Annotated in this window: 11 protein-coding genes; 9 read left to right on the top strand and 2 right to left on the bottom strand. The window is 59.4% G+C overall.

Features of this window, described 5'->3' with window-relative positions; translation table 11 throughout:
• The first annotated feature begins 9 nt into the window (after nt 1-9).
• The 5 genes from yvcK (at nt 10) to ABVS15_RS03940 (ending at nt 6,748) form a co-directional block, all read left to right on the top strand.
• Nucleotides 10-1,077, top strand: coding sequence for a uridine diphosphate-N-acetylglucosamine-binding protein YvcK (yvcK, locus tag ABVS15_RS03960; protein WP_369282454.1), 1,068 nt, complete (start codon nt 10-12; stop codon nt 1,075-1,077).
• 13 nt (nt 1,078-1,090) lie between these two features.
• Entirely contained in the window at nt 1,091-2,008 is a 918-nt protein-coding gene (whiA, locus tag ABVS15_RS03955; protein ID WP_369282453.1) for a DNA-binding protein WhiA, read from the top strand.
• Nucleotides 2,009-2,059: 51 nt separating this feature from the next.
• Nucleotides 2,060-2,689: a CatA-like O-acetyltransferase gene (locus ABVS15_RS03950; protein WP_369282452.1), complete on the top strand. Its 630-nt coding sequence runs from the start codon at nt 2,060-2,062 to the stop codon at nt 2,687-2,689.
• A gap of 25 nt (nt 2,690-2,714) precedes the next feature.
• Entirely contained in the window at nt 2,715-3,167 is a 453-nt protein-coding gene (locus tag ABVS15_RS03945; RefSeq protein ID WP_369282451.1) for a C-GCAxxG-C-C family protein, read from the top strand.
• A gap of 89 nt (nt 3,168-3,256) precedes the next feature.
• Nucleotides 3,257-6,748, top strand: coding sequence for a DNA polymerase III subunit alpha (locus ABVS15_RS03940; protein WP_369282450.1), 3,492 nt, complete (start codon nt 3,257-3,259; stop codon nt 6,746-6,748).
• 122 nt (nt 6,749-6,870) lie between these two features.
• Here ABVS15_RS03940 and metA read toward each other — a convergent pair whose 3' ends face one another.
• Both metA and ABVS15_RS03930 read right to left on the bottom strand, forming a co-directional pair.
• Complete coding sequence (gene metA, locus ABVS15_RS03935) at nt 6,871-7,818, bottom strand: homoserine O-succinyltransferase (RefSeq protein ID WP_369282449.1); 948 nt, start codon at nt 7,816-7,818, stop codon at nt 6,871-6,873.
• A gap of 31 nt (nt 7,819-7,849) precedes the next feature.
• Nucleotides 7,850-9,139 carry an O-acetylhomoserine aminocarboxypropyltransferase/cysteine synthase family protein gene (locus ABVS15_RS03930; RefSeq protein WP_369282448.1) on the bottom strand — a complete coding sequence of 430 codons (1,290 nt, stop codon included), beginning with the start codon at nt 9,137-9,139 and terminating at the stop codon, nt 7,850-7,852.
• A gap of 486 nt (nt 9,140-9,625) precedes the next feature.
• Between ABVS15_RS03930 and ABVS15_RS03925 the strand changes: the two genes are divergently transcribed.
• Genes ABVS15_RS03925 through ABVS15_RS03910 form a run of 4 tightly spaced genes read left to right on the top strand, consistent with a single transcriptional unit; the run spans nt 9,626 to nt 13,043 of the window.
• Entirely contained in the window at nt 9,626-10,489 is an 864-nt protein-coding gene (locus ABVS15_RS03925) for a class I SAM-dependent methyltransferase (protein ID WP_369282447.1), read from the top strand.
• An 18-nt stretch (nt 10,490-10,507) separates the two neighbouring features.
• The gene (locus ABVS15_RS03920; protein WP_369282446.1) at nt 10,508-11,356 is read left to right on the top strand and encodes an energy-coupling factor transporter ATPase; all 849 of its coding nucleotides are present in this window, start codon (nt 10,508-10,510) and stop codon (nt 11,354-11,356) included.
• 23 nt (nt 11,357-11,379) lie between these two features.
• Complete coding sequence (locus ABVS15_RS03915) at nt 11,380-12,246, top strand: energy-coupling factor transporter ATPase (RefSeq protein ID WP_369282445.1); 867 nt, start codon at nt 11,380-11,382, stop codon at nt 12,244-12,246.
• Nucleotides 12,240-13,043 (top strand): energy-coupling factor transporter transmembrane protein EcfT, encoded by an 804-nt coding sequence (locus ABVS15_RS03910; RefSeq protein ID WP_369282444.1) that lies wholly within the window; start codon nt 12,240-12,242, stop codon nt 13,041-13,043. The genes ABVS15_RS03915 and ABVS15_RS03910 overlap by 7 nt, the downstream gene beginning before the upstream one ends.
• Nucleotides 13,044-13,047: the final 4 nt, after the last annotated feature.

Raw genomic sequence — 13,047 nt, 5'->3', positions numbered from 1 at the left:
AGGAAAGTCATGGAAAATCAACACACGCTCTACCGTCCCCCAAGAGCGCGGGGGCCGAAAATTGCCGTCATCGGCGGCGGACACGGCCTTTCCAACATGCTGCGGGGACTGAAGCAGCATACGGAAAATATTACCGCCATTGTCACGGTGGCGGATGACGGCGGAGGTTCCGGGGCACTGCGCAGCGACCTGCGGATGCCGCCCCCCGGAGATATCCGCAACTGCCTTGAGGCGCTGGCCAACACGGAGCCGCTGATGGCGGAGCTGCTGCACTATCGCTTTTTGGAGGGCGTGCTTGCCGGGCAGAGCTTTGGAAACCTGTTTCTGGCGGCGCTGAACGGCATTTCCCCCTCCTTTGACGCGGCGGTGAGCCGCATGAGCGAGGTGCTGGCTATCACGGGACGGGTTCTGCCCGTCACCAACGCCAATGTGCAGCTGGAGGCGGAGTTTGAAAACGGTGTGCGGGTGGTGGGGGAGTCGAAAATTTTCTACTGCAAAAAGGAGCAGGACTGCCGCATCCGCCGGGTCCGGCTTCTGCCGGAAAATCCCCCGGCGCTGCCGGAGGCGATGGAGGCCATTTTGCGGGCGGACATGGTGGTGCTGGGTCCGGGCAGCCTGTATACCAGCATCATTCCAAACCTGCTGGTGGACGGCATTGTGGACGCCGTTCGGAAGGCCGACGGACTGAAGGTCTATGTCTGCAACGTGATGACGCAGGAGGGGGAGACGGAGGGCTATACCGCTGCGGACCACATCGCGGCTCTGTTCAAGCACTCCGCGCCGGGGCTGTTCGATTTGTGCCTCACCAACGCTTCGCCCATTCCCCGAAGCGTCGCCCGGCGGTACGAGCAGGAGGGAGCGGAGCCTATTTGCAGGGACAGGGAGCGGTGCGCCGCCCTTGGCGTGGAGCTTGTCAACCGGCCTGTTGCCACGGTGGAGGACGGCTTTGTGCGACACGACCCCGCAAGCCTTGCGCGGGAGCTGATTCTGCTCCACGCGGAGCGCAGCGTCCGCATTGCCGGGGACCGGTTTACCACAGGGGGAGATTTTTATCGGACGGAACACAAAAAAGAGTGAGGAGGTGAGCGGGATGTCCTTTTCTTACGATGCAAAAAACGAGCTGTGCCGGGTGGAGGTGCAAAAGCATTGCTGCGCTTTGGCGGAGGCCTATGGCGTCCTGCTCTACTGCAACACCTTTCATTCCGGCGAAATCCGCATCGTCACGGAGAACCCCAACCTTGCCGCAAGGCTGCCCCGGCTGTTTCACAGGGCTTTTCGCCTCCGGTTTGACAGAAAGCCGGAGCCGGACGCGCAGGGGAAGCTGGTGTTTCAAATGACCGACCGCAGCAAACTGGATGGGATTATTGACGCGCTGGGCTTTTCCCCGGAGCAGAACATGGTGCTGCACATCAATTTCGGTCTGCTGGAGGAGGAGTGCTGCCGGGCCTCGTTTCTGCGGGGCGTATTTTTCGCAGGGGGGAGCGTCACGGATCCGCTGAAGCGGTATCATCTGGAGCTGGCAACCTCTCATTTGCAGGTGAGCCGGGAACTGGAAGCGCTTCTGAGGGACAACGGCTTTCCACCCAAGAGCCTGAGCCGGAACGGGAGCTACATCACCTATTTCAAGCAGAGCGACCAAATCGAGGACTTTTTGACGCTGATCGGCGCGCCGGTGGCGGCCATGAACGTGATGAGCGCGAAAATGGAAAAGGACCTGCGCAACAGCGTGAACCGCCGTATCAACTGCGACAATGCAAATCTTGACAAGGCGGTGGACGCTGCGCTGGAGCAGGCGGAGGCCATCCGACGCCTGATGGACGCGGGACTGCTGGAGCAGCTTCCGGACAAGCTACGCGATACGGCAATGGCCCGGCTGGAAAAGCCGGAGCTGAGCCTTTCGGAGCTGGCGGACAGCTTAGACCCGCCCGTGACAAAATCCTGCCTGAACCACCGTCTGCGTAAGCTGACGGGGCTGGCGAGGGAGCTGCGGGGCGAGCCGCCTAAGTAATCGAGACGGCCCGCTGTGTTGACGGCGGCCTTAACAACAGAGGAGAACAAGATGGATAAGCGTATCGTGGATATGACCGGGGATCCCCGGAGGGAGCAGTTTGCCTATTTTTCAGCCATGGCGGACCCCTATGTGGGAGTGACCTGCCAGGTGGATATCACTGCCCTTGTGGAAAGAATCCGGACGGACGGCACACCTTTTTTCCTCTCGCTGACCTATGAGGTGATGGCGGCGGCCAACGCCGTGCCGGAGCTCCGGCGGCGGATTGAAGAGGGACAGGTGGTGGAATATGAAAGCTGCCGCTGCTCCTGCACTGTGGCAAAGTCCGACGGGGCCTATGCCTATTGCACGCTGGATACGGCGCTGCCCTTTGAGGAGTTTCTAGAGACGGGCCGCTCGGCACTGGAGACGGCGAAATACGGCGGAACCATTGCTGAGGAGCAGGACCACGAGGAGTTCTTTTTTGTCTCCTGCGTGCCCTGGCTCCGCTATACGGACATGGTTATGCCGGTGCCCAGCCCCGCGTACAGCAACGTGCGGATTTCCTGGGGGAAATGGACGGAGGAAGACGGGCGGACGAGCCTGCCCGTGACGATGTTGGCCCATCACGCGCTGGTGGACGGCATTCATCTGGGGCGGTTTTACGAGGAATTGGAGCGTCGGGTGTCAAAAGCCCGATAACACAGGATAAAGGGGAGCTTTTACAATGGATCGGTGTGAGGCGGCTTTTCAATATCATAAAGCGGGCTATAACTGCGCGCAGGCGGTGGCGCTGGCGTTTGAGGACTTGCTGGATGTTCCGGAGACGGTGATTGCCGCCGCAGGGGGCGGGTTTGGCGGCGGCGTGGGCGGCAGCCGCGGGGAGTTGTGCGGCGCGGTCAGCGGCGGCGTACTGGTGCTGGGATGGCTCACGCCCCATACGAACGGCGCGGACGCAGAGGGAAAAAAGCGGACCTATGCCGCCGTGAAGGAGTTTCGCCGCCGGTTTGAGGAGGTTTTCGGACTGACCTGCTGCGCCGACCTGCTGGCGGCGCATCCCCAGCCTGACGAGAAAAATCCCGCCGCCCTGCGTCTGGGTGTTACTGCCCACTGCGACAACATGATTGTCACGGCGGTGGAGATTCTTGAAACAATGCTTGCGGAGCGGACGGCAGACTGAGCCGAACGTGCCGAAAATAAGATACGATTTTGGCGGGCGGGCACGGCCCTGCTGCCGGAAAAGCTGATAGGAAAGAACAGGAGCGACCTATGTCCTTTGCCCATTTACATGTTCATACGGAGTTCAGCCTGCTGGACGGGGCCTGCCGCATCAAGGAGCTGCCGGGCGTTCTGAAGGAGATGGGCCAGTCCGCCTGCGCCATCACGGACCACGGGGTGATGTACGGTGCGATTGACTTTTACCGATCCTGTAAGGACGCGGGCATCAAGCCCATCATCGGCTGCGAGGTTTACGTGGCGCCCAGAGGCCGGACCCGGCTTCAAAAGCAGCACGAGTTTGACGCCGAGAGCCGCCATCTGGTGCTGTTGTGCGAAAACGAGGAGGGGTATCGCAACCTGTCCTACATGGTGTCCATGGCGTGGACCGAGGGGTTTTACATCAAGCCCCGGGTGGATCTGGAACTGCTGCGGGAGCATCACGGGGGCCTGATTGCCCTGTCTGCCTGCCTTGCAGGGGAAATTCCCCGGCGGATTCGCAACGGAGAATATGAAACCGCCAAAGCCGTGGCGCTGGAAATGGCGGAGCTTTTCGGGCCGGACCGCTTTTATCTGGAGATTCAGGATCACGGCATTCCCGACCAGCAGACGGTAAACCGGGGGATTTTGAAGCTTCATAGGGAGACGGGCCTGCCCATGGTCTGCACCAACGACGCACACTATCTCCGCAAAGAGGACGCGGAGGCTCACGATGTGCTGCTGTGCATCCAGACGGGAAAGCTTTTGTCCGATGAGAACCGGATGCGCTATGAGCCGCGGAATTTCTATCTCCGGTCCGAGGAGGAGATGCGTGCCCTGTTTGAGGGATATGAGGACGCGGTGGACAATACCGGGAAAATCGCCGAGCGGTGCAATCTGGAATTTGAATTCGGGAAATATCAGCTCCCGGAATTTCATCTTCCGGAGGGCTATGACGCGTATACTTACATCAAGGAGCTGTGCGACACGGGCTTTGCCCAGCGGTACGGCGGAGAGCACCCCGAGTTCCGGGAGCAACTCGACTACGAGCTGGAAATGATTGAGAAGATGGGATTTACGGACTATTTCCTCATCGTCTCCGACTTTGTGCGCTATGCTCGGGAGGTTGGAATCCCCGTGGGGCCGGGGCGCGGCAGTGCCGCCGGAAGTCTTGTGAGCTACTGCCTTGGCATCACGGACGTGGAGCCCATGCGCTTCGGCCTGTATTTCGAGCGGTTTTTGAACCCGGAGCGGGTCAGCATGCCGGATATCGACATGGACTTCGGCGATGTGCGCCGGGGCGAGGTGGTGGACTACGTCCGCCGGAAGTACGGCGACGACCACGTGGCCCAGATCGTCACCTTCGGTACCATGGCGGCACGGGGCGTGATCCGGGACGTGGGGCGGGTGCTTGGCATGCCCTATGCCGAGGTGGACAACATCGCCAAGCAAGTGCCTTTTACGCTGCACATCACCCTCAAGGATGCGCTGCGGCTTTCAAAGCCCCTCAGCGACCTGTACGAGGGCGACGACAACGTGAAAACCCTCATTGACACGGCGAAAAAGCTGGAGGGAATGCCCCGCAACGCCTCTACCCATGCGGCGGGCGTGGTGATCACAAAGCGGCCCGTGTACGAATACGTCCCTCTTGCGAAAAACGACGACGCGGTGGTCTGCCAGTACATTATGACCACGCTGGAGGAGCTGGGCCTTCTCAAAATGGACTTTCTGGGCCTGCGGAACCTGACGGTGTTGGACGACGCGGTGAAAATGGTGCAGTCAGAGCGGCCGGGCTTTCGGTTGGAAGATATCCCGGAGGACGACGCGGCCACCTATGAAATGCTGGGGCAGGGGAAGACCATCGGTGTATTCCAGATGGAATCCGCCGGGATGACCGGCGTGTGCGTGGGTCTGAAGCCCCACAATATGGAGGACATTTCCTCCATCATCGCCCTGTATCGGCCCGGTCCCATGGACTCCATCCCGAAATTTATCGCCTGTGCGCAGAATCCCAAGCTGATTTCCTATCTTCATCCGTCCCTGGAACCGATTCTCTCCATTACCTACGGCTGCATTCTCTATCAGGAGCAGGTGATTGAGATTTTCCGCCGTCTGGCGGGATATTCTCTGGGGCAGGCGGACATGGTGCGCCGGGCGATTTCCAAGAAAAAAGCCGCCCAGATAGCCCGGGAAAAGGACGCGTTTATCCACGGCGAAAAGGAGCGGAATATTTCCGGCTGCGTGGCAAACGGGATTCCGGAGGCCGCGGCAGAGGCGATTTATCAGGATATCTACGACTTTGCGAACTACGCCTTTAACAAGGCCCATTCCGTGTCCTATGCAGTGGTGGCCTATCAGACGGCGTACTTCAAGCGGCACTTTACCAAGGAGTATATGGCGGCCCTGCTCACAAGCGTGCTGGACAACTCTGCCAAAATCGCAGGCTATATCACCGAATGCCGGGACTGGGGCATTAAGCTTCTGCCCCCGGATATCAATCGGCCCTGTGATACGTTCACTGTGGAGGAAGAGGGAATCCGCTTTGGCCTGGCTGCCGTGAAAAATATCGGGCGGGGCTTTATTCAGGCTGTTATGCGGGAGCGGGAGGAGCGGCCTTTTACCTCTCTCAGCGATTTCTGCGGACGGATGAACGGAAGCGACATGAACAAACGAGCGGTGGAAAATCTCATCCGCTCCGGTGCGTTCGACGGGTTTGATGCAAGGCGCTCCCAATTGCTCAAGGTTTATGAAACGGTGATGGACTCCGTGGCCAGCGCCAGCCGCCAGAATGTGGAGGGGCAGATTGATTTCTTTTCCATGGCGGCAGGGAATGATGATAAACCAAAACCTGTAAAGGAAATGCACCTGCCTGATATTCCGGAGTTTACCCGGCAGGAGCTGATGAACATGGAGAAGGAGACGACCGGCCTTTACCTCTCCGGACACCCCATGGACCAGTACCGGGACGAGGTGAAGCGACTCCGGGCCCCCTCCGTCGCCGCGATTCTGGACGATTTTTCGCAGGAGGGCGGACCCACCCGCTTTGCGGATGGGCAGCGGGTGTGTATCGCAGGGGTGGTGACTTCCAGCAAGACGAAAACTACGAAAAATAACTCTCTCATGGCCTATGTCACGGTGGAGGACGACACTGCCGCCATTGAGCTTTTGTGCTTTGCACGGACCTTGGAAAGCTGCGGTCCCTGCTTGCAGGAAAATCAGGCGGTGGTGGTGCGGGGGCGGCTCTCCGTTCGGGATGAAAAGGCTCCGCAGCTCATGTGCGATTCCGTGGCCCCGCTGAGTGGCGGCGCGTTGCCGCCGGACCCGGTGCCGGAGCGCAGGGAGGGAAAGGTGGCCGAGGGCGGGGTCCTCTACCTGAAATTCTCTGGAAAGGACAGCCCGGAGCTGCACCACATGAAGCTGGTGTTTCAGATGTTCCCCGGCAGCACGCCGGTAAAGCTGGTGATGGCGGACACCCGGAAGGTGTTTGGTACGCAGGTGCTGCTCCACCGGGCGCTGTTGCAGGAGGCAAAGGAGACGCTGGGCGAAGAAAACGTGGTTGTGAAATAAAAAAACCGCCCCGCCGTTTATCGGCGGGGCGGTTTGGTCTTTTCAAGCCTCACAGAGTTTTGCCGCTGGGCGGCAAAATAAGCTCAACTTCTCGGGCGGCGTGTACGGTAGGGGAAAATACATCAGATTTCGTTTTCCTGCGTCCGCTTGCCCAGCCGGATGTCCCGGATGTCGTAGGGCACGGTCTGGTACACGTTGTAATTCAGCCAGTTGGTGTACAGCAGATTGGCGCAGGAACGCCACGTGACCACCGGGAATTGAGTCGGGTCGTCGTTGGGAAAATAGTGTTTGGGAAGATGGATGGAGGAGCCTGTGGACACGTCCCGGTCGTATTCGTTTTTCAGGGTGTCCCGGTCGTACTCCGCGTGGCCCATCAGGAAAATCTGACGGCCCCCATCGGTTTTCACAGCGTAGATTCCCGCCTCCGGCGACGAGGCCAGAATTTTCAGCGCGGGCACCGCCTCGATATCGGCCCGGTCCACGGTGGTATGGCGGGAGTGGGGGACCCAGAACACATCGTCAAAGCCCCGGAAAAGGATGAAGCCCTGCTCCTCCACGGTGTGGGGGAACACGCCGAAAAGCTTTTCCGGCAGAGGGCGCTTGGGGATTCCGTAGTGATAATAAAGCCCCGCCTGCGCGCCCCAGCAGATGTGGAGCGTGGAATGAACGTGCTCCTTGCTCCACTCCATGATTTCGCACAGCTCCGGCCAGTAGTTCACCTCTTCAAAGGGCTTGTTTTCAACAGGTGCGCCGGTGATAACCAGGCCGTCGAAGTCCCGGTCCCGCACCTCGTCAAAGGTCTTGTAAAAGGACAGCATATGCTCCTGCGGCGTGTTTTTGGGCACATGGCCCGACGGGGCAATCAGTTCCAACTCAATCTGGAGCGGCGTATTGCCCAAAACACGGGCCAACTGCGTTTCCGTCGCCACCTTGTTGGGCATCAGATTCAGCAAGAGAAGTTGCAGGGGGCGGATATCCTGCGTGATGGCGCGTTTTTCCGTCATGACAAAAATGTTTTCCCGCGTCAGCGTACTGGTGGCGGGCAATTCGTTGGGTATTTTAATAGGCAAAGCGGTGTCTCCTTTCAAAGCGGGGGAGTGCTTACGCGTCCACCTGCTCCAGCGCCTGTGCGATATCTCCGATCAGGTCTTCTTTACTCTCAAGGCCGCAGCTGATCCGCACAAGTCCGGCGGGAACGCCAGCCGCCTGAAGCTGCGCGTCGGTCATCTGGCGGTGAGTGGAGCTGGCGGGGTTGAGACAGCAGGTGCGGGCGTCCGCCACATGGGTTTCGATGGCGGCAAGCTTCAAATGCTTCATAAATTCCCCGGCGGCGGCGCGTCCGCCCTTCAGCTCGAAAGAAACCACGCCGCAAGAGCCGTGGGGCAGATATTTTTCTGCCAAGGTATGGTACTTGTCATCAGATAGGCCGCAATAGCTGACGGAAGCAACCTTGGAGTGCTTCACCAGATATTCCGCCACAGCCTGCCCGTTCTCACAGTGGCGTGCCATGCGGACGTGGAGGCTTTCAAGGCCCAAATTCAAATAAAATGCATGCTGAGGAGACTGGATGGAGCCCAAATCCCGCATGAGCTGGGCGGTGCATTTGGTGATAAACGCACCTCCAATGCCGAACTTCTCGGCATAGGTGATGCCGTGGTAGCTCTCGTCCGGGGTGCACAGGCCGGGGAATTTCTCGGCGTGGGCCAGCCAGTCGAACTTGCCGGAGTCCACAATAGCCCCGCCCACGGCTGCGCCGTGTCCATCCATATACTTGGTGGTGGAGTGGGTCACGATATCTGCGCCCCACTCAAAGGGACGGCAGTTAATGGGGGTGGGGAAGGTATTGTCCACAATCAGGGGAACTCCGTGGCTGTGGGCCGCCAGCGCAAATTTTTCGATGTCCAGCACCGTCAGGGCCGGGTTTGCAATGGTTTCTCCGAACACGCACTTGGTGTTGGGCTGAAAGGCGGCATTCAACTCCTCCTCCGTGCAGTCAGGGGAGACAAAGGTGCATTCCACGCCCATTTTCGCCATGGTGACGGAAATGAGGTTGAAGGTGCCGCCGTAAATGCTGGAAGAGGAAACGATATGGTCCCCGCAGGAGGCGATGTTGAACAGGGCGTAGAAATTGGCCGCCTGACCGGAGGAGGTGAGCATTGCGGCCGAGCCGCCCTCCAGCGCGGCGATTTTGGCCGCCACATAATCGTTGGTGGGGTTTTGCAGGCGGGAATAAAAATAGCCATTGGCTTCCAGATCAAAAAGCTTGCCCATGTCCTCGGAGGTGGCATATTTAAAGGTGGTGGACTGGACGATGGGAATTTGCCGGGGCTCGCCGTTGCCGGGAGTGTAGCCCCCCTGGACGCAGACGGTTTCGATGTTCTGCTTGCTCATACTGTTGAACTCCTTTCAGTGTGACGCTCTGGGCAAAAGAAAAAGACCCCCGCCTCAAAGCATCCTTTGAGACGAAAGCCACTCACTTCCGCGGTACCACTCAAATTGCGCGCCGTAAAACGCGCCTCTCACAGGCTCAAGCAAGCCCTCTGCCTTAACGCGGCGACACGGAAAGACCTGTCCCTCTGCGGGTTCGCCCTTTCGGCTCGGGAGCCATAGACACTGAAAACGGTTTCCCACCGGCTCGCACCAGCCGCCGGCTCTCTGAAAGGTCCACGTTTTCGTCCTCTCCGTCACTGCCTTTTATATATTACAGTATATATTGGAGATAATTTTAACATGATTTTTTGAAAAGTCAAGGCCCTTTTCCTGCATCCAAAGCGCCAAAGCTGGCTGCGCCGGGGTGAAATCCTTGATTGACGGGGCGGCGCTTTTTGAAGTATAATAAAACGATTGAGTACTAAAGGAAAAAACGGAGGAACCACCATGTGGATTGCGGAGAGCTGGCGGGATTATGAATTGCTGGACTGCGGCGGCGGCGAAAAGCTGGAGCGCTGGGACAGGCAGCTCTTGGTGCGCCCGGACCCCCAGGCCATCTGGGAGACGGATCGCGCCTATCCCGGCTGGAAAAAGGCCGACGGGCGGTATCTCCGCTCCCAGACCGGCGGCGGGCATTGGGAAAAGGAGAAGCTTCCGGAGAGCTGGCAGGTGCATTACGGGGAGTTGACCTTTCAGGTGAAGCCCATGAACTTTAAGCACACGGGCCTGTTTCCGGAGCAGGCGGTGAACTGGGACTTTGCCATGGAAAAAATTAAAAATGCGGGGCGGCCCATCCGGGTTTTGAACCTGTTTGCCTATACCGGCGGGGCCACGGTGGCCTGCGCCAAGGCGGGGGCCGAGGTGTGCCATGTGGACGCGGCGAAGGGAATGGTGGCATGGGCGAAGGAAAATGCCCGGCTCTCCGGCCTTGCGGACGCGCCCATCCGCTGGATTGTGGACGACTGTGCCAAGTTTGTGGAGCGGGAAATCCGGCGGGGAAAAACCTATGACGCCATTATCATGGACCCCCCCAGCTACGGCCGGGGTCCCGGCGGCGAGGTTTGGAAGCTGGAGGAAAACCTGTACGAGTTTGTAAAGCTGTGCGCCGGGGCGCTGTCGGACAAGCCGTTGTTCGTGCTGATTAACTCCTATACCACGGGGCTTGCCCCATCGGTGCTGGGGTATTTATTGGGCATTCTGGTGAAGGAAAAATATGGCGGCAAGTGCGCATGGGATGAGCTGGGTCTTCCCGTGACCAGAACTGGGCTGTATCTTCCCTGCGGCGCCACCGGGCGCTGGTGCAGCGAATAAGGATTGGAAGTAGAAATAATGTCTACGATTCTTGAGACGGAGCGGCTTCAATACCTCTATCCCGCGGTGGAGGAGGGGGAGCAGGCAATGCAGGCCCTGCGGGGCGTGGACCTGAACATTGAAAAGGGCTCTTTCGTGGTGATTCTGGGGCACAACGGCTCCGGAAAATCCACGCTGGCCAAGACCTTCAACGCCATCCTCCTGCCCTCTGCGGGGCGGGTGCTGGTGGAGGGGATGGACACCGCCGATGAGGATCGGCTGCTGGATATCCGACGCCGGGTGGGGATGGTGTTTCAAAACCCGGACAACCAGCTCGTGTCCAACGTGGTGGAGGAGGACGTGGCGTTCGCCCCAGAAAATCTGGGCGTTCCAACGGCTGAAATCCGCAGTCGCGTGGACGAGGCTTTGGGCGCCGTGGGTATGGCAGACTTTGCCCAGCACGCGCCCCATCTTCTTTCCGGCGGGCAGAAGCAGCGCATTGCCATCGCGGGGGTCATCGCCATGGAGCCGGACTGTATCGTTTTGGATGAGGCCACGGCCATGCTGGACCCCACGGGTCGGCGGGAGGTGATCGCTACCGCTCATCGGCTGAACCGGGAAAAGGGCATCACCGTGGTGCTCATCACGCACCACATGAACGAGGCGGAGGATGCGGACAGGGTGGTGGTGATGAACGAGGGAGAGCTTGTCATGGACGGCCCACCCCGGGAAATTTTTGCCCGGGTGGCGGAGCTGAGAAATGTTGGGCTGACCGCACCGGATACCGTGGACCTGCTGGATCGGCTGCGGCAGGACGGGTTGAATCTGCCGCTGGACGCGATCACCGTGGAGGAATGCGCGGACGCGGTGGCGGCGGCGCTGCGATAAACAGGACAGGAAGGAACAGAGCATTGGAACCGATTTTAAAGGTCATCAATCTGACCCATACCTATGGGATTGGCACGCCCTTTGAGCGAAGCGCCGTGGAAAATATGAGCTTTGACGTGGCGGACGGCGAATTTCTGGGCGTCATCGGGCACACCGGCTCGGGAAAGTCCACCCTGATCCAGCACCTCAACGGGCTTCTGCGGCCCACCTCCGGGCAGATTTTGCTGGAGGGGAAGGACATCTGGGCCCAGCCGAAGAAAATCCGGGACGTGCGGTTCCGGGTGGGACTGGTGTTTCAGTATCCGGAGTATCAGTTGTTTGAGGAGACGGTTTATAAGGACATCGCATTCGGTCCCGCAAACATGGGCAGGACCGGGGACGCGCTGGACCGCTGTGTGCGGGAGGCCGCGCGGCTGGTGGGCATCCGGGACGACCAGTTGGAAAAGTCCCCCTTTGAGCTTTCCGGCGGACAGAAGCGACGGGTGGCGCTGGCGGGCGTGCTGGCCATGGAGCCGAGGGTGCTGATTCTGGACGAACCTACGGCGGGGCTGGACCCTGCCGGGCGGGAAAATCTGCTGGCCAACATCCGGGACTATCACCGGAACAAAAACGGCACGGTCATCATGGTGAGCCACAGCATGGACGAGGTCGCCCGCACGGCGGACCGGGTGCTGGTTTTAAAATCCGCCCGGGTGCTGATGGAGGGAACGCCGAAGGAAGTCTTTGGCCGGGCGGACGAGTTGCTCTCTGCCGGACTGGACGTGCCCCAGATCACTAGGGTGGCTATGGCATTGAAGGCCCGTGGCCTTGCGGTGGACCCTGCGGTTTACACCGTGGAGGACTTGGAGAAGCAGCTTTTGGCCCTGCGAAAGGGGGCGAAGGGATGCTGAAGGATATCACGCTCGGGCAGTATTTCCCGGGAAACACCGTGGCCCACCGGCTGGACCCCAGAACCAAGCTGCTTTTGACGCTTTTTTATATCGTGGGCCTATTTGCCGCGGACTCTGTGCTGACCTACGGAATCATGATTCTCGTGTTTGTGGGCTGTGCCCGCGTTTCCCGGGTAGGTGCCCGGGCGCTGGTGCGGGGCTTGAAGCCGGTGCTGTTCATCATTCTGTTCACCGGCATTTTAAATCTGTTTTTTACCCCGGGCGACGATCTGTTCCGGTTTGGCGTGCTTCACGTCTCCCGGGAGGGACTTGCCATGGCGGTGCGGATGGTGCTGCGCATCATGCTGCTGATTATGGGGACGTTTCTTTTGACCTACACCACCAGTCCCATCCGCCTGACGGACGGGCTGGAGCGGCTGATGGGCGGATTGAAAAAGGTAAAGGTGCCGGTTCATGAGCTGGCGATGATGATGTCCATTGCCCTGCGCTTTATTCCTACGCTGATTGAGGAGACGGACAAAATTATGTCTGCCCAGAAGGCTCGGGGTGCAGACTTTGAAAGCGGAAACCTGTTTCACAAGGCCAAGGCCCTGATTCCGATTCTGGTGCCGCTGTTTATCAGCGCTTTTCGCCGCGCGGACGAACTGGCGGTGGCGATGGAGTGCCGCTGTTATCACGGCGGGGAGGGACGGACGAAGCTGAACCCCCTGAAATACGCCGCGCGGGATGTTTGGGCGTTGCTCTTGGGTGGCGCGGTGACGGCAGGTGTGATTGTGCTGGGCCGGATTGGGTTTTAAGACA

The organism is Oscillibacter sp. GMB15532 (genome assembly GCF_041020825.1).
Taxonomy (GTDB): domain Bacteria; phylum Bacillota; class Clostridia; order Oscillospirales; family Oscillospiraceae; genus Oscillibacter.
Note: the sequence above shows the minus strand (reverse complement) of the source record. Positions and strands in the feature narration are given on the sequence as shown.

Coding starts and splice junctions, on each gene's coding strand:
- yvcK (WP_369282454.1), top strand. CDS start 10: ATGGAAAATCAACACACGCTCTACCGTCCCCCAAGAGCGCGGGGGCCG.
- whiA (WP_369282453.1), top strand. CDS start 1,091: ATGTCCTTTTCTTACGATGCAAAAAACGAGCTGTGCCGGGTGGAGGTG.
- ABVS15_RS03950 (WP_369282452.1), top strand. CDS start 2,060: ATGGATAAGCGTATCGTGGATATGACCGGGGATCCCCGGAGGGAGCAG.
- ABVS15_RS03945 (WP_369282451.1), top strand. CDS start 2,715: ATGGATCGGTGTGAGGCGGCTTTTCAATATCATAAAGCGGGCTATAAC.
- ABVS15_RS03940 (WP_369282450.1), top strand. CDS start 3,257: ATGTCCTTTGCCCATTTACATGTTCATACGGAGTTCAGCCTGCTGGAC.
- ABVS15_RS03930 (WP_369282448.1), bottom strand. CDS start 9,139: ATGAGCAAGCAGAACATCGAAACCGTCTGCGTCCAGGGGGGCTACACT.
- ABVS15_RS03925 (WP_369282447.1), top strand. CDS start 9,626: ATGTGGATTGCGGAGAGCTGGCGGGATTATGAATTGCTGGACTGCGGC.
- ABVS15_RS03920 (WP_369282446.1), top strand. CDS start 10,508: ATGTCTACGATTCTTGAGACGGAGCGGCTTCAATACCTCTATCCCGCG.
- ABVS15_RS03910 (WP_369282444.1), top strand. CDS start 12,240: ATGCTGAAGGATATCACGCTCGGGCAGTATTTCCCGGGAAACACCGTG.